The organism is Xanthomonas sp. F10 (assembly GCF_014206815.1).
GTDB classification, from domain to species: Bacteria; Pseudomonadota; Gammaproteobacteria; order Xanthomonadales; family Xanthomonadaceae; genus Xanthomonas_A; species Xanthomonas_A indica.
Genome location: NZ_JACHNP010000001.1, coordinates 2,473,157 through 2,494,077, shown reverse-complemented (window position 1 = coordinate 2,494,077; position 20,921 = coordinate 2,473,157). Strand labels below are relative to the sequence as shown.

Annotated in this window: 17 protein-coding genes and 1 tRNA gene; 10 read left to right on the top strand and 8 right to left on the bottom strand. The window is 69.4% G+C overall.

The window, feature by feature from the left end; genetic code table 11:
* Positions 1-54: 54 nt before the first annotated feature.
* Positions 55-129, top strand: a tRNA-Val gene (locus FHR56_RS10865).
* A gap of 102 nt (positions 130-231) precedes the next feature.
* Here FHR56_RS10865 and FHR56_RS10860 read toward each other — a convergent pair.
* Entirely contained in the window at positions 232-489 is a 258-nt protein-coding gene (locus FHR56_RS10860; RefSeq protein ID WP_017907918.1) for a Txe/YoeB family addiction module toxin, read from the bottom strand.
* Positions 486-737 (bottom strand): type II toxin-antitoxin system prevent-host-death family antitoxin, encoded by a 252-nt coding sequence (locus tag FHR56_RS10855; RefSeq protein ID WP_017907919.1) that lies wholly within the window; start codon positions 735-737, stop codon positions 486-488. The genes FHR56_RS10860 and FHR56_RS10855 overlap by 4 nt, the downstream gene beginning before the upstream one ends.
* 157 nt (positions 738-894) lie before the next feature.
* On the opposite strand from FHR56_RS10855, the gene FHR56_RS10850 reads away from it, so the two are divergent.
* Positions 895-1,653: a DNA-formamidopyrimidine glycosylase family protein gene (locus FHR56_RS10850; RefSeq protein ID WP_160946372.1), complete on the top strand. Its 759-nt coding sequence runs from the start codon at positions 895-897 to the stop codon at positions 1,651-1,653.
* An 87-nt stretch (positions 1,654-1,740) separates the two neighbouring features.
* Here FHR56_RS10850 and FHR56_RS10845 read toward each other — a convergent pair whose 3' ends face one another.
* Positions 1,741-2,466, bottom strand: coding sequence for a helix-turn-helix transcriptional regulator (locus tag FHR56_RS10845; protein WP_160946371.1), 726 nt, complete (start codon positions 2,464-2,466; stop codon positions 1,741-1,743).
* Positions 2,467-2,587: 121 nt separating this feature from the next.
* Between FHR56_RS10845 and FHR56_RS10840 the strand changes: the two genes are divergently transcribed.
* Positions 2,588-3,037 carry a nuclear transport factor 2 family protein gene (locus FHR56_RS10840; protein WP_160946370.1) on the top strand — a complete coding sequence of 150 codons (450 nt, stop codon included), beginning with the start codon at positions 2,588-2,590 and terminating at the stop codon, positions 3,035-3,037.
* An 87-nt stretch (positions 3,038-3,124) separates the two neighbouring features.
* On the opposite strand, the gene FHR56_RS10835 is transcribed toward FHR56_RS10840, so the two are convergent.
* From FHR56_RS10835 to FHR56_RS10815, 5 genes are all read right to left on the bottom strand, one after another.
* Positions 3,125-6,337 carry an error-prone DNA polymerase gene (locus tag FHR56_RS10835; RefSeq protein WP_237473096.1) on the bottom strand — a complete coding sequence of 1,071 codons (3,213 nt, stop codon included), beginning with the start codon at positions 6,335-6,337 and terminating at the stop codon, positions 3,125-3,127.
* A complete protein-coding gene (locus tag FHR56_RS10830) occupies positions 6,334-7,758 on the bottom strand; it encodes a DNA polymerase Y family protein (RefSeq protein ID WP_160946369.1) in 1,425 nt (474 codons plus the stop codon). The genes FHR56_RS10835 and FHR56_RS10830 overlap by 4 nt, the downstream gene beginning before the upstream one ends.
* A 10-nt stretch (positions 7,759-7,768) precedes the next feature.
* Positions 7,769-8,389 carry a translesion DNA synthesis-associated protein ImuA gene (gene imuA / locus FHR56_RS10825; RefSeq protein WP_160946368.1) on the bottom strand — a complete coding sequence of 207 codons (621 nt, stop codon included), beginning with the start codon at positions 8,387-8,389 and terminating at the stop codon, positions 7,769-7,771.
* Positions 8,389-8,997: a transcriptional repressor LexA gene (lexA, locus tag FHR56_RS10820; protein WP_160946367.1), complete on the bottom strand. Its 609-nt coding sequence runs from the start codon at positions 8,995-8,997 to the stop codon at positions 8,389-8,391. Before lexA ends, imuA begins: the two co-directional genes overlap by 1 nt.
* A gap of 73 nt (positions 8,998-9,070) precedes the next feature.
* Complete coding sequence (locus FHR56_RS10815; RefSeq protein ID WP_160946366.1) at positions 9,071-10,312, bottom strand: citrate synthase family protein; 1,242 nt, start codon at positions 10,310-10,312, stop codon at positions 9,071-9,073.
* Positions 10,313-10,430: 118 nt separating this feature from the next.
* Between FHR56_RS10815 and prpB the strand changes: the two genes are divergently transcribed.
* The 7 genes from prpB to FHR56_RS10780 all read left to right on the top strand — a co-directional run bounded on the left by prpB (position 10,431) and on the right by FHR56_RS10780 (position 20,870).
* The gene (prpB, locus tag FHR56_RS10810; protein ID WP_019796619.1) at positions 10,431-11,318 is read left to right on the top strand and encodes a methylisocitrate lyase; all 888 of its coding nucleotides are present in this window, start codon (positions 10,431-10,433) and stop codon (positions 11,316-11,318) included.
* Positions 11,319-11,349: 31 nt separating this feature from the next.
* On the top strand, positions 11,350-11,958 hold the full coding sequence (locus FHR56_RS10805; RefSeq protein WP_160946365.1) for a DUF1003 domain-containing protein: 609 nt from the start codon (positions 11,350-11,352) through the stop codon (positions 11,956-11,958).
* A 40-nt stretch (positions 11,959-11,998) separates the two neighbouring features.
* A complete protein-coding gene (prpC, locus tag FHR56_RS10800; protein ID WP_019800603.1) occupies positions 11,999-13,162 on the top strand; it encodes a 2-methylcitrate synthase in 1,164 nt (387 codons plus the stop codon).
* Between the two features lie 242 nt (positions 13,163-13,404).
* Positions 13,405-16,020, top strand: a complete 2,616-nt coding sequence (gene acnD / locus FHR56_RS10795; protein WP_160946364.1) for a Fe/S-dependent 2-methylisocitrate dehydratase AcnD — start codon at positions 13,405-13,407, stop codon at positions 16,018-16,020.
* A 30-nt stretch (positions 16,021-16,050) separates the two neighbouring features.
* Entirely contained in the window at positions 16,051-16,554 is a 504-nt protein-coding gene (locus FHR56_RS10790; RefSeq protein WP_160946363.1) for an SRPBCC family protein, read from the top strand.
* Positions 16,555-16,593: 39 nt separating this feature from the next.
* Positions 16,594-17,787 carry a 2-methylaconitate cis-trans isomerase PrpF gene (gene prpF, locus FHR56_RS10785; protein ID WP_160946362.1) on the top strand — a complete coding sequence of 398 codons (1,194 nt, stop codon included), beginning with the start codon at positions 16,594-16,596 and terminating at the stop codon, positions 17,785-17,787.
* A gap of 863 nt (positions 17,788-18,650) precedes the next feature.
* Positions 18,651-20,870 carry a TonB-dependent receptor gene (locus FHR56_RS10780; protein WP_160946361.1) on the top strand — a complete coding sequence of 740 codons (2,220 nt, stop codon included), beginning with the start codon at positions 18,651-18,653 and terminating at the stop codon, positions 20,868-20,870.
* Positions 20,871-20,921: the final 51 nt, after the last annotated feature.

Genomic DNA, 20,921 nt, shown 5'->3' with positions numbered 1-20,921 from the left:
ACAGGACCCATTGACGCCGCGCGCCACAGCCCTATAATGTGCGGCTCGCGACACGGGCGGTTAGCTCAGCGGTAGAGCATTGCCTTCACACGGCAAGGGTCGCAGGTTCGAACCCTGCACCGCCCACCACGAATTTGAGCGTTAACGAAAAAGCCGGCCTAGTGCCGGCTTTTTTCGTAGTTGCGAGATGGAGTTCTATCAGGAATTGCGTGCCTCACACAGGCATTGAAGTTACACGTAGTGATATCGGACCTGTGCAATCAGCAGGACGCCATGCTCGACCTTATAGACGATCCGGTGTTCGTCGTTGATGCGTCGCGACCAGTAGCCTGCAAGTGCATGGCGTAGCGGTTCGGGTTTGCCGATGCCCTGGAAGGGATCGCGTTGAATGGCCTTGATCAGGTCGTTGATGCGCTTGAGCATCTTTTTGTCGGCCTGTTGCCAGTAGAGATAATCCTCCCAAGCGTTGTCTGAGAACTGCAGCGTCACTCGCTCAGTTCCCGTGCCTTGCCGCGACCGGATTCGAGTTGGGCGATGGATTCCAGCAGGCGCTGCGCGTTCTTCGGACTGCGCAGCAGATAGGCGGTTTCCTCCATCGCCTTGTAGTCCTCCAGCGACAGCATGACCACGGCTTGCTCGCGGCTGCGCGTGATGATCACCGGCTCGTGGTTGTTGACCACGCGGTCCATGGTGTCCGCAAGAGCGGCACGTGCGGCGCTGTAGGTGATGGTGTCCATAATGGCTCCGAGTTGTACAATAAATTGTACGCTTGCTCGTTTCCCTGTCAACGGGCCCTGGCCGGAGGCCTGGATTCTGGGTAGAGTCAGCGAGCGATGACGCACCAGGATGCGATCGGCTCACGATCCGCTCACGGCATCGCTCGATACTGGGGCCATGCCCGAAGGTCCTTCGATCGTCATCCTCAAGGAAGAAGCCGCCGCGTTTGCGGGTCGCAAGGTGTTGCGAGTCTCCGGCAACAGCAAGCTGGACCTGGAGCGGATGCGCGGGCGCAAGATCCTGTCGCTGCGCAGCTGGGGCAAGCACTTCCTGATCGAGTTCGATGCGTTCAGTGTGCGCATCCATTTCCTGTTGTTCGGCAGCTACCGGATCAATGCGCGCAAGGACGCGCCGGCGCGCTTGAGTCTGGGCTTCGCCAAGGGCGAGGAGCTGAACTTCTACGCGTGTTCGATCAAGTTCATCGACGGTCCGCTGGATGCGGCCTACGACTGGACGGCGGACGTGATGAATCCCGATTGGGATGCGGCGCAAGCGCGGCGCAAGTTGCGGCTGCGGCCGCGGACGCTCGCCGCCGATGCCTTGCTCGATCAGGACGTGTTCGCCGGGGTCGGCAACATCATCAAGAACGAGGTGCTGCACCGGATCCGTGTGCATCCGGAGAGCGAGATCGGTGCGTTGCCACCGCGCAAGCTGGGCGAGCTGGTGACGCAGGCGCGCGAGTACAGCTTCGATTTCTACCGCTGGAAGAAAGCCTACGAACTGAAGAAGCACTATCAGGTGCACACCAAGACGGTCTGCCCGCGCGACGGCCATCTGCTCACTTATCGCAAGCAACTCGGCAAGGCGCAGCGGCGTGCGTTCTTCTGCGAGTATTGCCAAAAGCGGTATGCGTTGGACGAGGCGGCGGACACCTAGTAGGTCGGTGCGGCCTCCTGGCTCAGATGCGCCAGGCGGCGGGTGAGGCCCTGCCACTCATTACACACCGCACGCTGCTTGTCTTCTTCAGGAGTGCAGTGCCACCGCCTCGTCTTCGCACCGGCGAACACCCAGTTCGGCAAGCAGGCCGGCCCAGCCGAGATCGGTCACGACGCATGCGCGCGAGCCGTCGATGCGGCGCAGCCAGTGTCGGGCGGATAACTGGTCGAGCAGGGCGGCGCCCAACGCGCCGGCGAGGTGGTGGCGACGTTCGGTCCAGTCCAGGCAGCGCCGGGCCAGGGCGCGGCGGCCCTGGGCGAGGTGCGGCAGGTCCACGCCCATGCGCGTGAACCACGCCGCGCCTTCGGGGGAGACGGCGTAGCGGGTGGTGTCGTCGTGGGCGATCAGCCAGGCGCGCTGTTCCAGTGCCTCGGTGACGGCTACGCCGAGGCGCCCGGCGAGGTGGTCGTAGCAGCAGCGCGCCAAGCGCAGCGTCTGGGCGTCGCGGTGCGGGCGGCGGCAGCGCGACGCCTGCGGCGGCGCGAGGGTGGCCAGGGTTTCGAGCACGGTGGCGACATGCGCGCTGGCCAGCCGGTAGTAGCGGTGGCGGCCCTGGATCTCGACCGCGAGCAGGCCGCCCTCCAGCAGCTTTGCCAGGTGCGCGCTCGCGGTCTGTGGGGTGACGCCGCCGGCGAAGGCCAGTTCGCCGGCCGGCAGTGCGCGTCCATCGAGCAGCGCCATCAGCATGGCGGCGCGGGCCGGATCGGCGATCAGAAAGGCGGTCGCCGCCAGCTTGGGGTGTTCCAGATGCATCGCCGCGCTCCCGATGGACGTGGCCATCATAGGACCGCCCCTGCCGCGACGTTTCGCTGCGTATCGAAACGATGTCCCTGGCGGATTCCTAGACTGCGCGGATTCCCACCGGAGCCTGTCGATGCAGACGAACGAAACGCCGCCGAACCCCGCCGAGCGCGATGCCCACGTGGTGTTCGAACGCTGGCATCGGCATGTGGTCGCACGCGATCTGCCGGCGTTGATGGCGCTGTATGCGCCGGATGCGCAGTTGGAATCGCCGTTGGCCTATGTGGCCTCGGCGACGCGACAGCACGGGCGGCTGCAGGGCCGCGACGCCATCGCGGCGTTCTTCGCCGGGTCCTTCGCGCAGCCGGAGAACGGCCTGGGGCGCTGGTATCGCAGCGGCCGCTGTCATGTCGCGGGGCGGCAATTGGTCTGGGAGTATCCGCGCGACACGCCGCAGGGCGATCAGGTCGATCTGGTGGAAGTGATGGACCTGGACGCTGCCGGATTGATCGCCTGCCACCGCGTGTATTGGGGCTGGAAAGGCGTGCAGACGCTGCTGGCGGCATTGGGTAAGCCGTCCTGAGCTTGCAGATGGTCCGATCGCGCGGCAGCGCGTGGCTGCGCGTGCACAGGCGTCGCCTCGATCCGGCACGCCGCCTTGGCCGCGACCTCAATGAAAATCCCGGCTGCGGATGTCCAGGCCGAGCAGCATGGGCGTCAGGTCCTCGAGATGGCCGGCGATCAGGTGGCGCACGCCATCGGCGGTTTCCATGCGACCGCGCACCAGCAGCAGCCGCGATTCGAGCAGGGCCTGGCGCTGGCGCTCGGCCAGGCGTCGCCACACCACCACGTTGACCAGGCCGTGCTCGTCCTCGAGGGTGACGAAGGTGACGCCGCTGGCGGTCTGCGGGCGCTGGCGCATGGTGACCAGGCCGGCCATGGCGACGGCGCTGGCATGTGGCAGCGCGCGCAGTTCGCCGGAATGGCGGTAGCGGCGCGCGCGGAGCTGCGCGCGCAGCAGGGTCAGCGGATGCTTGCCCAGGGTGGTACCGATCGTCGCGTAGTCGGCACGGATGTCGTCGCCCTGGCTGGGCAGCGGCAGCGCCACCTGCTGTTCGGGCGTCGCTGCGAGCGCTTCGAACAGCGGGCGCTGCGCCTCGACGCCGGCCACGGCCCAGCGGGCGCGGTGGCGATGGCCGGCCAGCGCTTTCAACGCGCCGGCGTCGGCGAGCGCAGCGCGGGCCTTGTCGTCGAGCGCGGCGCGGTGGCACAGGTCGGCGATGTCGTGGAACGGCGCCTGCGCGCGCGCCTGCTGCAGGCGCAGTGCGGCGTCCTCGGCCAGGCCGCGGACCAGGCGCAGGCCCAGGCGGATCGCCGGCTGCACCTGCGGATCGCGGCTGTACGCTTCTAGGCTGCAATCCCAGTCGCTGTAGCGCACGTCCACCGGCCGCACCTGCAGGCCGTGGCGGCGCGCGTCCTGCAGCAACTGATCGGGGCTGTAGAACCCCATCGGCCAACTGTTGATCAGCGCGCAGGTGAACGCCGCCGGTTCGTGGCACTTGAGCCAGCAACTGGCGTAGGTGAGCAGGGCGAAACTGGCGGCGTGGCTTTCGGGAAAGCCGTAGCTGCCGAAGCCCTTGATCTGCTCGAAGATACGTTCGGCGAATTCGGCGGTGTAGTTCCTCTCCAGCATGCCCTGCAGCAACTTGTCGCGATGTGGTTCCAGCCCGCCGTGGCGTTTCCAGGCCGCCATCGAGCGTCGCAGCTGATCGGCTTCGCCAGGTGTATAGCCGGCAGCGTTGACCGCCAGTTGCATGACCTGTTCCTGGAACAAGGGAACGCCAAGGGTGCGCTTGAATACCTCACGCAGTTCCTCGGGCAAGGCATCGGGCTCTTCCTCGCCGCTGCGCCGGCGCAGGTATGGGTGCACCATGCCGCCCTGGATCGGGCCGGGGCGCACGATCGCCACCTGGATGACCAGGTCGTAGAACTCTTTCGGCTGCAGCCGCGGCAGCATCGCCATCTGCGCGCGCGATTCGATCTGGAACACGCCGATGGTGTCGGCGCGCCGGATCATCTCGTAGGTCTGCGGGTCTTCGGCGGGGATGGTGGCGAGTGTGTAATCGTGGCCGCGGTGCGTGGTCAGCAGGTCCAGGGTGCGCCGCAGTGCGCTGAGCATGCCCAACGCGAGCACATCGACCTTCATCAGCCCGACCAGTTCCAGGTCGTCCTTGTCCCACTGGATCACCGTGCGATTGACCATGGTCGCGTTCTCCACCGGCACCAGCGTGTGCAGCGCATGCTCGGAGATGACGAAGCCGCCGGGATGCTGCGACAGGTGCCGCGGGAAGCCGATCAGTTGGCTGGCGAGCACCAGCAGCCGGCGCATCACCGGCGTGTCCGGATCGAAGCCGCGTTCGCGCAGCAGCTCCTGCGCCGACTCCACCGGATCGCGCTGGCCCAGTGCGGAGGACAGCGCGTCGACGGTGTCGCTGGGCAGGCCCAGTGCGCGCGCCACATCGCGCACCGCGCTGCGCGTGTGGTAGCTGATCGCCACCGCGGCCAGTGCGGCGCGCTCGCGGCCGTAGTGGCTGAAGATGTACTGGATCACTTCCTCGCGGCGGTCGTGCTCGAAATCGATGTCGATGTCCGGCCGTTCCTTGCGCTCTTCGGAAATGAAGCGCTCGAACAGCATGCCGATGCGGTCCGGATCGATCGCGGTGATGCCCAGTGCGTAGCACACCGCCGAGTTCGCCGCCGAGCCGCGGCCCTGGCACAGGATGTCCTTCGAGCGTGCGAAGCGCACCAGGTCGTAGACGGTGAGGAAGTAGGACTCGTACTTCAGCCGCTCGATCACGCCGAGTTCGTGTTCGATCAGGCGCCGCGCCTTATCCGGCACGCCCTGCGGCCAGCGCTCGGCCGCGCCGCGTTCGGTGAGGATGCGTAGCCATTGCGTGGGCGTGTGCCCGGGCGGTACCAGTTCGTGGGGGTATTCGTACTGCAGGTGCCTGAGGTTGAACGTGCAGCGCTGCGCGATGCGTACCGTTTCGGCCAGCAGTTCCGGCGGATACAGCGTCGCCAGCGTGGCGCGCGGGCGTAGGTGGCGTTCGCCATTGGGATACAGGTGGGCACCGGCTTCGTGCAGCGGCAGGCGCTGGCGGATCGCAGTCAAGGTGTCCTGCAGCGCGCGGCGGCCGCGTGCATGCATGTGCACGTCGCCGCTGGCCACGGCCGGTAGCTGCAGCGCATGCGCCAACTGCAGGCGTGCCTGCAACAGCGCGGCGTCGTCGGGGCCGCGCAGCAGTTCCACCGCCAGCCATAGCCGCTGCGGGAAACGTGCTTGCAGCCAGGCACCGTCCGCTGCATCGTCGCCGTCGCCGCGCGGCAGCCATAGGCACAGCAGGTCGGCGCCGTCGTCCGCGCTTGCGAGATCCTCGCGCAGCGCGCGGTAGTTGCCCTTGTCGGCGCGACGCCGGGCCAGGGTGATCAGCCGGCACAGGCGCTGGTAACCATGCAGGGTCTCGGCCAGCAGCACCAGCTTGGGCCCGTGTTCGAACTGGATCTCGCTGCCGACGATGAGGTGCAGGCCCATGTCCCGGGCCGCCTGCCACGCGCGCACGATGCCGGCCAGGCTGCATTCGTCGGTGATCGCCAGCGCACGGTAGCCGTGGCGCAGCGCGCGTTCGCACAGTTCCCAGGGGTGCGAGGCGCCGCGCTGGAAGCTGAAGTTGGACAGGCAATGCAGTTCGGCGTAGTCGGGCAGGGTAGGGTCTGCTGGCGCGCACGGCACGTTGGCGGCGGGTGCGTTGGACGGAGCAGGGGTCGGCGTCGGCAGCAGCCGCAGGCGCGGCGGCATGCGCGGATGCGGCGGGGTGTGGCTCATGCGAACCAGCCGTGCAGCATCAGCGCGTCCGGCGCATCGGCCGGGGCGAATGCCCAGGCGCGCTGGCCCTGGCGGGTGCGCACCACGTAGTAGTCGCGACGCACGTCGCCGTCGTCCCACCAGCCGCTCTCGATGCGTTCCGGTCCGGTCAGGCGTTCGGGCGCGCGTTCGCGCAGTGGGATCGGCCGCGCGAGCAGCCAGCCGGGCCGTGGCGGCGCGTTGGCGGCGGGTGTGGCTGTGCTGCGCGCCGTGCTGGATTCGGCGCGCCAGGCCAGTTCCGGGCGATGGTCGGCGTGCGCGCGCAGGCCATGCACGGCGTCGTCGCCCAGGCGTGCGCGCAGGCGTTCGCGCAGTTGCTCCCACGGCAGCGCCTGCTGCGCGCGTTCGTCGAACAGTTCGCGCGCGGCCGGCACGAACGGTGGCAGTTCGTCGGCGCACAGGCGCAGGGCTTGCACCGGCGCCGGCACGCTGGCCTGCTGCAGGCGCCCGCGCGCCAGTTCGAACAGCATCGCCGCATCGCGTTCGGCGGCGAGCAATCCCACTGGCACCACGCTGGGCTCCAGGTCCTCGTGTTCCAGCAGCAGGCGGAAACGCTGCACGCCGCCGTCGCGTCCGGCCAGGAACGCGGCCAGGTCCTGGGTCAGGCGGCGCAGCGGGAACAGCAGCGCCTGGTTGGATTCGGTGGCATAGCCCAGTTCCACGCGCGCATCGAAGCGGTCCGGCGGCAGGTAGTACTGCAGTGGCAGCGGCGCCTGCCCGCGCAGCGCGTCCAGGTGCTGCAACAGGGCCGGCGGATAGCGCCGTGCCAGCCCGGTGCGCGGCAGCGCGAACACCTGCTGCAGGCGGCGCAGGCCCATCCGCGCGAACCCGTCGGCCAGCGCGGGCGGCAGTCCGGCGCGGGCGATCGGCAACTGCCCCAGCGCGCGCTGCAGTGCGGCGTTGTCGAGCAAGGCGATGCCGTCGTGCGCATTGACCAGCGCACGCGCGGCCAGCGGATGCGGTGCGACCACGATGCGGTGGCGGAAGCCCAGCGCGGTCAGCTCCTCGCGCAGCCGCGCCTCGAAGCGCGGCCATGGCCCGAACAGGCCGAGGCTGGCCTCGATCTCCAGCAGCAGCGCGCCGGGGTAGTCGGTGCTGACCAGCGAACTGAAGCGGTACGCCCACGCCGCGAGGAACTGCTGGCTGCGGCGGCTTTCTTCGGCATCGTGCAGGGCGGTGGCGAAGCGGTCGCACAGCGCCTGCGCGGTGACCAGCGATTGCCCGGGACGTAGGCCACGGGCGCGCGCGGCGGCGTTGACCGCCTTCAGCGTGCGCCGCTGCGGCGGGCCGTCGAGCAGCGCCAGCGGCTCGTCCGGCGACGGCCAGCGACGCAGGACGGTGTCCAGCGCCAGTTGCGGCAACAGGATGCAGGCCCAGCGCATGGTGGCGGCCTCACCCGGTCGCCAGGATGGACAGGGCGATCGGCTGCGCCGGCGGCAGCCCGCCGCGGCACTTGAGCACGCGCAGTTGCGCCGGCGCGCCATCGATGGCGATGCGCAGCGCGGCCGGCGACGGATTGGCGGCGGCCTTCAGCGGCCGGTAGGCGAAGCCCAGGGTGCGTCCGGTCTCGGCGGCTACCTGCAGCCGGCGCAGGGTCTTGTCGGCGGCCAGCCCCGGCCAGCACAGCACCGCCGCGCAACTGCCGGCGCGCAGGCACTGCTCGGCGGCCCAGGCCGCATCCGCACCGGCGCGGACGATCTGCAGCTGCGCTAGCGCCACCCCGGCCTGGGCCCAGGCGGCGGGGTAGGGCAGGTACGGCGGATCGACCAGCACGATGCGGCCGCCGCCCTGCGACAGCCGCGCCAGCGTCGGCCACAGCAGTTGCAATTCGCCGATGCCGTCGGCGGCGTGCAGCAGCTCGGTCAGCGCCATCTCCGGCCAGCCGCGCGCGGGCAGCACCGCGTCCAGCGCGGCGTGCCCGGTGGGCTGCGCGCTGGGCGGCAGCGCCGTCGGCTGGCCGCGCCAGACCCGGCGCTCGGCCAGCAGGCGGTCGAGGGCGACGACGGCGGCCATCAGCCTGGCCGGATCAGGCCGCAGTAATGCCCTTCGATGGCGAAGTCCTGCCCGGGACCGACCACGATCGGCGCATAGGCGGGATTGCGCGGTAGCAGCGCGATGCCGTCGCCATCGGCGCGGTAGCGCTTGATGGTGAGTTCGCCGTCCAGCCGCGCCACCACGATCTGCCCGTTGCGCGCATCGGCGGCGCGGCGCACCCCGACCAGGTCGCCGTCGAGGATGCCGTCGTCGATCATCGAGTCGCCCTGCACCCGCAGCAGGTAGTCCGGGCGCAGCGCGAACACCGCGCGGTCCAGGCGCAGCTGCTGGTCCAGGCCGATGTCGGCGCCGATCGGCGCACCGGCGGCGACCCGGCCCAGCACCGGCAGCTGCAGCAGTTCGCTGCGCGTGCCGGCCTGCGCCGGGCGCAGGCTGCGCGCCTGCTGCGGCACCTGCGCCAGCAGTCCGGCCTCGACCAGCGCCTGCACGTGCTTGCGCGCGGCATTGCGCGAGGCGAAGCCGAAGCGTTCGGCGATCTCGGCCAGGCTCGGCGGCCGCCCGTCCTGCTCGGCGCAGGCGTGGACGTAGGCGAGGATGGCGGCGCGCTGCGGGGACAGGGTGGTCATGGTGTACATTTGTACACCGCTGGCGTGACCTTGGCGAGATGGGGCGCTGAATGGGTTGGCGTCTCCCGACGTGTCAGCTGCGCGCGGCGCCATCCTCCGGCATCGCCCCGGCATAGCGGGCGCGGGGGCGGATCAGCTTGCCCAGGGCCTGCTGCTCCAGGGCGTGGGCCAGCCAGCCGGCCTGGCGGGCGGCGGCGAACAGCACCAGCGCGTGCGCGGCGGGCAGGTCGTGGACGAAGCAGAGTGCGGCGAGCAGGCAGTCGATGTTCGGGCGCTGGCCGCTGCAGTCCTGGGCGGCGGCGATCACCGCTTCCACGTGCTGCATGCGCGTGCTGCCGCCGCTGCGTTCGCGCAGCAGGCGCAGCACTTCGGCCGCGCGCGGGTCGCCGTCGGGGTACAGGGCGTGGTGGAAGCCGGGCAGGTCGTCGCCGCGCTGCCAGCGCTCGGCGATCAGGGCGGTGGCGCTGGGCGCGTCCTGGGCGTCGCGCAGCAGGGCGTGGGCGCGCGCGGTGGCGCCGCCGTGGCGCGGGCCGGACAGCGCGGCCAGGCCCGCGCTGACGGTGGCGTGCAGCGGCGCTCCGGTGGAGGCGACCACGCGGGCGGCGAAGGCGGAGACGTTGAGTTCGTGGTCGGCGCACAGCAGCAGGGCGGCGCGCACTAGCTCGGCGAAGCCGGCGTCGCCGGGACGCCAGTGGTCGGCGATCAGGCGATGCAGCGGGCGCGCGTCCGCTGCGGTGCCGACCAGCAGTGCGGCGTTCTGCCGCAGCAGGGTGGCGGCGCTCTCGCGGCGCACGCCGGGGGCGGCGTTGAGCGACTGGCGCAAGTCCAGGGCCAGCAGCGGGATGCAGGCCATGGCGCGTTCCAGCGGCGGCAGCGCGGCATGCCCGGCCAGTGGCGCCAGCACCGCCGGCCACGGCGCGACCGGCGCGCTGGCGAACGGGTCTTCGCCCTCCGGGCAGTCCCACAGCAGCCGCGCGACGTCCTCCAGGCTGGCGCCGGCACGCACCATGGCCACCGCCGAGCGTCCGCGGTAGTAGGGGCCGTCGGGGCGGATCAGCGAGATCCGCGTCTCCAGCACCGGCAGTCCGCGGTCCAGGCTCTGCGCGGCGCCACGCGCGGCGCCGCGGCCGGCGCGCTTGCGCTGCGCCAGCCGCTCCACTTCGGCGCGCAGGTAGGCGCGGCTGCGGTGGTCGGGACCGGCGCGCGAACTGAGCAGGCCGCGGCTGACGTAGGCGTACAGGGTGGCGCTGCTGATGCCGAGCAGGGCGCAGGCCTGTGCGGCGGAGATCAGGTTGCGGTCGGGGCTGTCGGACATGAAGGGACGATAGGTTGATTCATTGAATCAAGATTGATCCGTGCCGGCGAGAGTGCCAGATTGGCGCCCATCGCGGAACGCCCGGCGGGGCGCTGCCGCCTCTTCGTCAGGAGCTGCCATGTCCCTCGTTTCCCCCGGCGCCGGTTTCCGCGCCGCCCTGGCCGCCGAAGCGCCGTTGCAGGTGATCGGCGCGATCAACGCCAACCATGCGCTGCTGGCGCAGCGCGCCGGCTACAAGGCGATCTACCTGTCCGGCGGCGGCGTCGCCGCCGGCTCGCTGGGCTTGCCGGACCTGGGCATCAACACCCTGGAGGACGTGCTGATCGATGTGCGCCGCATCACCGACGTGTGCCCGCTGCCGCTGCTGGTGGACATCGACACCGGCTTCGGGCCGAGTGCGTTCAACATCGAGCGCACCATCAAGTCGCTGATCAAGGCCGGCGCGGCCGCCTGCCACATCGAGGACCAGGTCGGCGCCAAGCGCTGCGGCCACCGCCCGGGCAAGGAGATCGTCAGCCAGGGCGAGATGGTGGACCGGGTCAAGGCCGCGGCCGATGCCAAGACCGATCCGGATTTCTTCCTGATCGCGCGCACCGACGCGATCCAGACCGAGGGCGTGGACGCGGCGATCGAACGCGCCATCGCCTGCGTGGAGGCCGGCGCCGACGGCATCTTCGCCGAGGCCGCCTACGACCTGGATACCTACCGCCGTTTCGTCGATGCGGTGAAGGTGCCGGTGCTGGCCAACATCACCGAGTTCGGCAAGACCCCGCTGTTCACCCGCGACGAACTGGCTTCGGCCGGCGTGGCGATCCAGTTGTTCCCGCTGTCGGCGTTCCGCGCCGCCAACAAGGCCGCCGAGGACGTGTACACCGCGATCCGCCGCGACGGCCACCAGCAGGGAGTGCTGGAGCGCATGCAGACCCGCGAGGAACTGTACGAGCGCATCGGCTACCACGCCTTCGAGCAGCGCCTGGATGCGCTGTTCGCCGGCAAGGGCGCATGATCGGCGGCGATTTTCCTGCCCGGGCCTGCCCATGAATACCCAAGCCAGCGCGGCGTCGTTCCTGCGCAGCCGCATCGATCGCCGCCAGACCGCGCGGCACCTGCTGCAGACCGAACTGGACAAACTGTCCGAGACCGAGCGCGAGGTGGTGGAGCGCTTCATCGCCAAGCGCCACGTGGCCCGCGACATCGTCAAGCAGGCCGACCGCGACCGCTCGCTGGGCGAGCGCGTGGCCGACCGCGTCGCCGCGATCGGCGGCAGCTGGGCTTTCATCATCGGCTTTTGCGTGGTGCTGCTGGGCTGGATCGTGCTCAACAGCCTGGTGCTGGCGCACGCCTTCGATCCGTATCCCTACATCCTGCTCAACCTGTGCCTGTCGTGCCTGGCGGCGATCCAGGCGCCGGTGATCATGATGAGCCAGAACCGCCAGGCGGCGGTGGACCGCCTGCATGCGCAGAACGATTACGAAGTGAACATCAAGGCCGAACTGGAAATCCTGCAGGTGCACGAGAAGCTCAACCAGCTGCGCGAGCAGGACTGGGCGACGCTGGTGGAACTGCAGAACCGCCAGATCCTCATGCTGCAGCAACTGCTCGAGCGCGCCGGCGTCTCGCCGCCGCCGCAACCGCAGGCCACCTGATCCACTGCACTCATCCGACCGCAACACCGGGAGATTCGCCATGAACGACACCGCTCCGCAGACCGCCCCTGCCTTCAAGCCGAAGAAATCGGTGGCCCTGTCCGGCACCGCCGCCGGCAACACCGCGCTGTGCACGGTGGGCCGCAGCGGCAACGACCTGCACTACCGCGGCTACGACATCCTGGACCTGGCGCGCAGCAGCCAGTTCGAGGAGATCGCCTACCTGCTGGTGCACGGCAAGCTGCCCAGCAACAGCGAGCTGCGCGGCTACAAGGCCAAGCTGCGCTCGCTGCGCGGCATCCCGGCCGCGGTCAAGGCCGCGCTGGAGCAGTTGCCGCCGTCGGCGCATCCGATGGACGTGATGCGCACCGGCGTGTCGGTGCTGGGCTGCGTGCAGCCGGAGAAGGACGACCACAACCATCCCGGCGCGCGCGACATCGCCGACAAGCTGATGGCCAGCCTCGGTTCGATGCTGCTGTACTGGTACCACTACAGCCACAACGGCCGGCGCATCGAGGTGGAGACCGACGACGATTCGATCGGCGGGCACTTCCTGCGCCTACTGCACGGCTTCAAGCCGCACGAGGAATGGGTGCAGGCGATGCACACCAGCCTGATCCTGTACGCCGAGCACGAATTCAACGCCTCCACCTTCGCCTGCCGGGTCATCGCCGGCACCGGCAGCGACATGTACAGCGCCATCGCCGGCGGCATCGGCGCGCTGCGCGGACCCAAGCACGGCGGCGCCAACGAGGTCGCCTTCGAGGTGCAGAAGCGCTACGACACCCCGGACGAGGCCGAGGCCGACATCCGCGCGCGGGTCGAGCGCAAGGAAGTGATCATCGGTTTCGGCCACCCGGTGTACACAGTGTCCGATCCGCGCAACCAGGTCATCAAGGACGTGGCGCGCGAGCTGTCCGAGGCGCAGGGCAGCCGCAAGATGTACGACATCGCCGAGCGCCTGGAGACGGTGATGTGGGACATCAAGAAGATGTTCCCCAACCTGGACTGGTTCAGTGCGGTCAGCTACCACATGATGGGCGTGCCGACGGCAATGTTCACTCCGCTGTTCGTGATCGCCCGCACCGCCGGCTGGAGCGCGCACATCATCGAACAGCGCATCGACGGCAAGATCATCCGCCCCAGCGCGAACTACGTGGGACCGGAGGATCAGGCGTTCGTGCCGATCGATCAGCGCAAGTGATGCGCCGACACACGCTCGACTCCGAGTGACACTCCCCTCTCCCGTCGGGAGAGGGGCCGGGGGTGAGGGTACGGGCGCAGCCTCGTGGCGTTCGGTCGCACGAGCTTCGCCTGGACCTTCATCCGGCCGCATGAGGGATCGGATTGCACTAGGTTTCGCCCCGTACCCTCATCCGCCCCTTCGGGGCACCTTCTCCCGGTGGGAGAAGGGTCTTGTCTTCGCTTCTTCTACTGTAGCCAGCCATGAACAGCCACTACCGTAAATCCCTTCCCGGCACCGCGCTGGATTACGTCGACGCGCGTGCCGCGGTCGATGCGATCAGCCCGGGCGCCTACGCCGGCTTGCCCTATGTCTCGCGGGTGTTCGCCGAGAACCTGGTGCGCCGCTGCGATCCGGATCTGCTGCACGACGCCTTGCTGCAGTTGATCGAGCGTCGCCGCGACCTGGATTTCCCGTGGTTTCCGGCGCGGGTGGTGTGCCACGACATCCTCGGCCAGACCGCGCTGGTGGACCTGGCCGGGTTGCGCGATGCCATCGCCGAGCAGGGCGGCGACCCGGCCAAGGTCAACCCGGTGGTGCCGGTACAGTTGATCGTCGACCACTCGCTGGCGGTGGAGTGCGGCGGCGATGATCCGCAGGCCTTCGCCAAGAACCGCGCGATCGAGGATCGCCGCAACGAGGACCGCTTCCACTTTATCGACTGGAGCAAGCGCGCGTTCCGCAACGTGGACGTGATCCCGCCGGGCAACGGCATCATGCACCAGATCAATCTGGAGAAGATGTCGCCGGTGATCTACGTGCACGACGGCGTCGCCTTCCCGGATACCTGCGTGGGCACCGACAGCCACACCCCGCACGTGGACGCGCTGGGCGTGATCGCGATCGGCGTCGGCGGGCTGGAAGCGGAGAGCGTGATGCTCGGCCGCGCCTCGTGGATGCGTTTGCCGGACATCGTCGGCGTGGAGCTGAGCGGCAAGCCGCAGCCCGGCATCACCGCCACCGACGTGGTGCTGGCGCTGACCGAGTTCCTGCGCCAGGAGCGCGTGGTCGGCGCGTACCTGGAATTCTTCGGCGAAGGCGCCGCCGCGCTGACCATCGGCGACCGCGCCACCATCTCCAACATGTGCCCGGAATACGGCGCCACCGCGGCGATGTTCTACATCGACCAGCAGACCCTGGACTATCTGCGCCTGACCGGGCGCGAGGAAGCGCAGGTGGCCTTGGTGGAGCAGTACGCGCGCACCACCGGGCTGTGGGCCGATGCGCTGGCCACCGCGCAGTACGAGCGCGTGCTGCGCTTCGACCTGTCGCAGGTGGTGCGCAACATGGCCGGCCCGAGCAATCCGCACAAGCGCGTGGCGACCACCGAACTGGCCGCGCGTGGCATCGCCGACGCCGCCAAGCTGGCCGCCGGCCAGGCCGAGCAGGCGCAGGGGCGCATGCCCGACGGTGCGGTGATCATCGCCGCCATCACCAGCTGCACGAACACCTCCAACCCGCGCAACGTCATCGCCGCCGGCCTGCTGGCGCGCAATGCGCGCGCGCGCGGCCTGGCCCGCAAGCCGTGGGTGAAGACTTCGCTGGCGCCGGGTTCCAAGGCGGTGCAGCTGTATCTGGAAGAGGCCGGCCTGCTGCCGGACCTGGAGGCGCTGGGCTTCGGCATCGTCGCCTTCGCCTGCACCACCTGCAACGGCATGAGCGGTGCGCTGGATCCGCGCATCCAGCAGGAGATCGTGGAGCGCGACCTGTACGCCACCGCGGTGCTGTCGGGCAACCGCAACTTCGACGGGCGCATCCATCCCTACGCCAAGCAGGCGTTCCTTGCCTCGCCGCCGCTGGTGATCGCCTACGCCATCGCCGGCAGCGTGCGCTTCGACATCGAGAAGGACGTACTGGGCACCGACGCCGACGGCCGCGAGGTGCGGCTGAAGGACATCTGGCCCAGCGACGCCGAGATCGATGCGGCGGTGCGCGCCGCGGTGAAGCCGGAGCAGTTCCGCCGCGTCTATGCGCCGATGTTCAACGTGCGCGTGGAGCAGGGCGCGCCGGTGGCGCCGCTGTACGACTGGCGCCCGCGCAGCACCTACATCCGCCGCCCGCCGTACTGGGAAGGCGCGCTGGCCGGCGAACGCACGCTGCGTGGCATGCGCGCGCTGGCGGTGCTCGGCGACAACATCACCACCGACCACCTGTCGCCGTCCAACGCGATCCTGCCCGACAGCGCCGCCGGCGAATACCTGGCGCACATGGGCGTGCCGGAGGAGGACTTCAATTCCTACGCGACGCATCGCGGCGACCACCTCACCGCGCAGCGCGCCACCTTCGCCAACCCCAAGCTGATCAACGAAATGGCGGTGGTCGACGGCAAGGTGAAGCAGGGCTCGCTGACCCGGCTGGAGCCGGACGGGCAGGTGCTGCGCATGTGGGAGGCGATCGAGACCTACATGGCGCGCAAGCAGCCGCTGATCGTGATCGCCGGCGCCGACTACGGCCAGGGTTCCTCGCGCGACTGGGCGGCCAAGGGTGTGCGCCTGGCCGGGGTCGAGGCGATCGTCGCCGAAGGCTTCGAGCGCATCCATCGCACCAACCTGATCGGCATGGGCGTGCTGCCGCTGCAGTTCCTGCCCGGCACCACGCGCACGACCCTGGGCATCGACGGCAGCGAGACCTTCGACGTGGTCGGCGCGCGCACGCCGGGCGCCACGCTGACCCTGCGCATCGTGCGCAAGGACGGCGATGTGGTGGACGTGCCGGTGCTGTGCCGCCTGGACAGCAACGAGGAAGTGTCCATCTACGAGGCCGGCGGCGTGTTGCAGCGCTTTGCCCAGGATTTCCTCGAGGATGCCCGCAGCGCCTGAGCCGGCTGCCGCTGTCATCGGGCGCGTGCCATGCTGGCTGCGCCCGCCACCGCCCAGGAGACCTCCATGCCCACGTCCGCCACCACCACCGGGACCGTCCACTTGCATCGCGTGCTGCGCGCGCCGGCCGAACGCGTCTACCGTGCCTTCCTGGAACCGGCGGCACTGGTCAAATGGCTGCCGCCGCATGGCTTCGTCGCCACCGTGCACGCGCTGGAGGCGCGCGTGGGCGGCAGCTACCGGATGAGCTTCACCAACCTCGGCACCGGCACCAGCAGCGCCTTCGGTGGCACCTACCTGGAACTGGTGCCCGGGCAGTTGATCCGCCACACCGACCGCTTCGACAACCCGGACCTGCCCGGCGAGATGATCGTGACCGTGCGGCTGCGGCCGGTGGCCTGCGGCACCGCGCTGGAGATCGTGCAGGAGGGCATCCCGCCGCAGATCCCGGTGGAGTTCTGCCATCTCGGCTGGCAGGAGTCGTTGGCCCTGCTGACGCAACTGGTCGAGCCCGAGATTCCCGATTCGCCCTGATCCACCGTTTCTTCATTTTCGTACGCACCCGGAACCGCCATGGCACACGCTCCGCAACTCCGCATCCCCGCCACCTACATGCGCGGCGGCACCTCCAAGGGCGTGTTCTTCCGCCTGCAGGATCTGCCCGCGGCGGCGCAGACGCCGGGCCCGGCGCGCGACGCGCTGCTGCAGCGGGTGATCGGCAGCCCCGATCCCTACGCCAAGCAGATCGACGGCATGGGCGGGGCCACCTCCAGCACCAGCAAGACCGTGATCGTGGCGCCGAGCACGCGCCCGGACCACGACGTGGACTATTTGTTCGGCCAGGTGGCGATCGAGCGCGCATTCGTGGACTGGAGCGGCAACTGCGGCAATCTGTCGGCGGCGGTGGGGCCGTTCGCGATCGCTGCGGGGCTGGTGGATCCGGCGCGGATTCCGCGCGACGGCGTCGCCACGGTGCGGATCTGGCAGGCTAACATCGGCAAGACCATCGTCGCGCAGGTGCCGATGAGCGACGGCGCGGTGCAGGAGACCGGCGATTTCGAACTGGACGGGGTGACCTTCCCGGCGGCGGAGATCGCGCTGGAATTCCTCGACCCGGCCGCCGACGAGGACGGCGCCGGCGGCGCCATGTTCCCCACCGGCCACTTGGTCGACACGCTGGAGGTGCCCGGCGTCGGCAGCTTCCAGGCGACCCTGATCAACGCCGGCATTCCCACCATCTTCCTCGAGGCGCAGGCGCTGGGGTACCGCGGCACCGAGCTGCAGGACGCGATCAACGGCGATGCGCAGGCGCTGCAGCGTTTCGAAACCATCCGTGCGTACGGCGCGCTGCGCATGGGCCTGATCGCCACCCTGGACGAGGCAGCGACGCGCCAGCACACGCCCAAGGTCGCCTTCGTCGCGCCGCCGGCCGACTACGTCGCCTCCAGCGGCAAGCCGGTGGCCGCCGCCGACATCGACCTGCTGGTGCGGGCGATGTCGATGGGCAAGCTGCACCACGCGATGATGGGCACCGCGGCGGTGGCGATCGGCACCGCCGCGGCGATCTCCGGCACCTTGGTCAACCGCGCCGCCGGTGGCGGCGAGCGCACTGCGGTGCGCTTCGGCCACCCCTCCGGCACCTTGCGGGTCGGCGCCGAGGCGCGCCAGGTGGACGGCCAGTGGAGCGTCACCAAGGCCTTGATGAGCCGCAGCGCGCGCGTGCTGATGGAAGGCTGGGTGCGCGTGCCGGAGACGGCGGCTGGTTGAGGCCGGTGCTCCAGTCGCGAGCGTTTTAAGGGCCGTAGTGGCCTGTCGCATTGCGCGCGTCCCTCCTACAGGGGCCATCGCGCCAGCGGATGCGTCATGCGCAGGCAAGCCTTGTGGGAGGGACTTCAGTCCCGACCCGATGACCGGTGACTGCCGCAATGCGGGGCGATCGCCGCAGGAGGCCGCGAGCTCACTGCATCGCGCGTCGCGGCTGAAGCCGCTCCCACAGTGGCATCGCGCGGTGGACGCGTCATGTGCAGACAAGCCCCATGTGGGAGGGACTTCAGTCCCGACCCGATGACCGGTGGACTACCGCAATGCGGGGCGATCGCAGCAGGGAGCCGCGAGTTCATTGCATCGCGCGTCGCGGCTGAAGCCGCTCCCACAGTGGCATCGCGCCAGCGGACGCGTCACGTGCAGACAAGCCCCATGTGGGAGGGACTTCAGTCCCGACCCGATGACCGGTGACTGCCGCAATGCGGGGCGATCGCCGCAGGAGGCCGCGAGCTCACTGCATCGCGCGTCGCGGCTGAAGCCGCTCCCACAGTGGCATCGCGCCAGCGGACGCGTCATGTGCAGGCAAGCCCTGTGGGAGGGACTTCAGTCCCGACGCGATGACTGGTGGCTGCCGCAACAAGGAGGAGGGAAGCCCGTCTCGGTCCTAGGCGCACGTCGCCGCCAGCCCCGCCGTCGCCAATCCCAACTCCCCAATCCCAACTCCCCAATCCCAACTCCCCAATCCCAAATCCCCGCCTCCCCAGGTGACGCCAGCCGCCACAGCTTGTATATTTTGTGTTAATTATGCTGCGGCGCGGCAAGGACTCGGCGCGCTCCCGATTACGCCCACCCATCCCGGAGTTCCCATGTCTGCCAGTTGGTCGCTGCGCGCCAGTGCGCTTGCCGTTGCCGTCGTTTCCGCGCTTTCCTTCCCCGCCGCCGCCCAGCAGGCGGAGAGCACCGACGGGGTCGCCCGTCTGGACACGATCAAGGTCACCGCCGAGCGCCGCGCCGAGGACTCCAAGGACGTGCCGGTGTCGGCCAGCGTGCTGCGCCCGGAATACCTGGACGCCATCGCCACCAGCGGTTCGGACGTGCGCGTGCTGGCCGGCAAGGCGCCCAGCCTCAACGTCGAGTCGTCCAACGGCCGCGTGTTCCCGCGCTTCTACATCCGCGGCTACGGCAACACCGACTTCAACACCTACGCCTCGCAGCCCGTCTCGCTGATCTATGACGACGTGGTCGCCGAGAACGCGTTCCTGAAGGGCTTCCCGATCTTCGACCTGCAGAGCCTGGAAGTGCTGCGCGGTCCGCAGGGCACGCTGTTCGGCCGCAACACCCCCGCCGGCGTGGTCAAGTTCAACTCGGTCAAGCCGACCATCGGCGCCAACGACGGCTACGCCAGCCTGTCCTACGGCACCTACGGCACCATGACCATGGAAACCGGCCTGAGCGTGGCCATGGGCGACAAGTGGGCCGCGCGCCTGTCGGCGCTGGGCCAGCGCCGCGGCGACTGGGTCGACAACACCATCGACAACCGCTCCTTCGAAGGCTACATGGACTCGGCGGTGCGCCTGCAGCTGCTGTTCCAGCCGGGCGAGGACTTCAGCGCGCTGTTCAACGCGCACGCGCGCCACCTCGACGGCACCGCGCGTCTGTTCCGCGCCAACATCTTCCAGCCGGGCACCAACCAGCTGGTCGCCGGCTTCGACCCGGACAAGGTGTCCATCGACGGCAAGAACACCCAGGAACTGCAGACCTACGGCGGCAGCGCCAACCTGACCTGGGACCTGGGCGACATCGTGCTGCACTCGATCACCGGCTACGAGGGCATCGGCAAGTACTACAGCCGCGGCGACATCGACGGCGGCTACGGCGCGGTGTTCGCGCCGCCGTCCGGCCCCGGGGTGATCCCGTTCCCGGTGGAGACCGCCGGCGGCATCAAGAACCTGGACCAGTACTCGCAGGAGCTGCGCGCCGAGTCGCAGTACGCCGGTCCGCTGAACTGGCAGGCGGGTCTGTACTACTTCCACGATTCGGTGGAAGGCGAGAACTACACCTACAACACCCTGGCCGGCGGCACCCTGTCCAGCTACCAGCTGACCCGCCAGCGCAACACCTCGTGGGCGGCGTTCGGCTCGCTGAACTACGCGGCCACCGAGCGCCTGAACCTGCGTGCCGGCATTCGCTACACCTACGACAAGAAGACCTTCGACGTGCTCGCGCTGGACCGCGTGACCCTGCAGCAGCCCTCCAGCGGCAGCACCGACAACTCCAAGGTCACCGGCGATCTCAGCGCCACCTACACGATCAACGACAACGTCAACGTCTATGCGCGCGCCGCCCGCGGCTTCCGCGGCGCCAGCTTTGGCGTGCCGTCGGCCACCGCGCCGCTGACCGTGGCCGAACCGGAGACCGTGGACTCCTACGAAATCGGCCTCAAGTCCGACCTGTTCGACAAGCGCGCGCGCCTGAGCTTCGACGTCTACGACTTCAAGGTGAAGAACCAGCAGCTGACCGCGGTCGGCGGCGCCTCCAACGACGTGCGCCTGCTCAACGCCAAGGCCTCCAAGGCACGCGGCGCCGAGTTCGACTTCGAAGCGCTGCTGACCCAGAACCTGCGCATGACCCTGGGCGGCGCCTACAACTGGACCCGCATCGAAGACCCGACCCTGTCGGTGGGCGTGTGCCGTACCTGCACCGTGACCGATCCGATCAACGCCTCCGGCCGCGCGCTGATCGACGGCAACGTGCTGCCGCAGGCGGCCAAGTGGATGGGCAACGCGACCCTGCGCTACGGCATCCCGGTCGGCGACGACGCCGAGTTCTTCTTCTTCACCGACTGGTCCTACCGCAGCGAGATCAACTTCTTCCTGTACGACTCGCGCGAGTTCGTCGGCCAGCCGCTGCTCGAGGGCGGCGCCAAGATCGGCTACAACTGGGGCGCCGGCGCGTACGAGGTCTCGGTGTTCTGCCGCAACTGCACCAACCAGATCCGCGCCACCGGTGCGATCGATTTCAACAACCTCACCGGCTTCATCAACGATCCGCGCATCGTCGGCGCGCAGTTCCGCGCCAACTTCTGATCGGCGACCTCGCCGTTGCAAGACCGACCGCCGGCTATCATGCCGGCGGTT

What these genes read in the sequence shown, in the direction of transcription:
- FHR56_RS10855 (WP_017907919.1), bottom strand. Translation starts at nt 737, where the DNA reads ATGGACACCATCACCTACAGCGCCGCACGTGCCGCTCTTGCGGACACC.
- FHR56_RS10850 (WP_160946372.1), top strand. Translation starts at nt 895, where the DNA reads ATGCCCGAAGGTCCTTCGATCGTCATCCTCAAGGAAGAAGCCGCCGCG.
- FHR56_RS10845 (WP_160946371.1), bottom strand. Translation starts at nt 2,466, where the DNA reads ATGCATCTGGAACACCCCAAGCTGGCGGCGACCGCCTTTCTGATCGCC.
- FHR56_RS10840 (WP_160946370.1), top strand. Translation starts at nt 2,588, where the DNA reads ATGCAGACGAACGAAACGCCGCCGAACCCCGCCGAGCGCGATGCCCAC.
- FHR56_RS10835 (WP_237473096.1), bottom strand. Translation starts at nt 6,337, where the DNA reads ATGAGCCACACCCCGCCGCATCCGCGCATGCCGCCGCGCCTGCGGCTG.
- FHR56_RS10830 (WP_160946369.1), bottom strand. Translation starts at nt 7,758, where the DNA reads ATGCGCTGGGCCTGCATCCTGTTGCCGCAACTGGCGCTGGACACCGTC.
- imuA (WP_160946368.1), bottom strand. Translation starts at nt 8,389, where the DNA reads ATGGCCGCCGTCGTCGCCCTCGACCGCCTGCTGGCCGAGCGCCGGGTC.
- lexA (WP_160946367.1), bottom strand. Translation starts at nt 8,997, where the DNA reads ATGACCACCCTGTCCCCGCAGCGCGCCGCCATCCTCGCCTACGTCCAC.
- FHR56_RS10815 (WP_160946366.1), bottom strand. Translation starts at nt 10,312, where the DNA reads ATGTCCGACAGCCCCGACCGCAACCTGATCTCCGCCGCACAGGCCTGC.
- prpB (WP_019796619.1), top strand. Translation starts at nt 10,431, where the DNA reads ATGTCCCTCGTTTCCCCCGGCGCCGGTTTCCGCGCCGCCCTGGCCGCC.
- FHR56_RS10805 (WP_160946365.1), top strand. Translation starts at nt 11,350, where the DNA reads ATGAATACCCAAGCCAGCGCGGCGTCGTTCCTGCGCAGCCGCATCGAT.
- prpC (WP_019800603.1), top strand. Translation starts at nt 11,999, where the DNA reads ATGAACGACACCGCTCCGCAGACCGCCCCTGCCTTCAAGCCGAAGAAA.
- acnD (WP_160946364.1), top strand. Translation starts at nt 13,405, where the DNA reads ATGAACAGCCACTACCGTAAATCCCTTCCCGGCACCGCGCTGGATTAC.
- FHR56_RS10790 (WP_160946363.1), top strand. Translation starts at nt 16,051, where the DNA reads ATGCTGGCTGCGCCCGCCACCGCCCAGGAGACCTCCATGCCCACGTCC.
- prpF (WP_160946362.1), top strand. Translation starts at nt 16,594, where the DNA reads ATGGCACACGCTCCGCAACTCCGCATCCCCGCCACCTACATGCGCGGC.
- FHR56_RS10780 (WP_160946361.1), top strand. Translation starts at nt 18,651, where the DNA reads ATGTCTGCCAGTTGGTCGCTGCGCGCCAGTGCGCTTGCCGTTGCCGTC.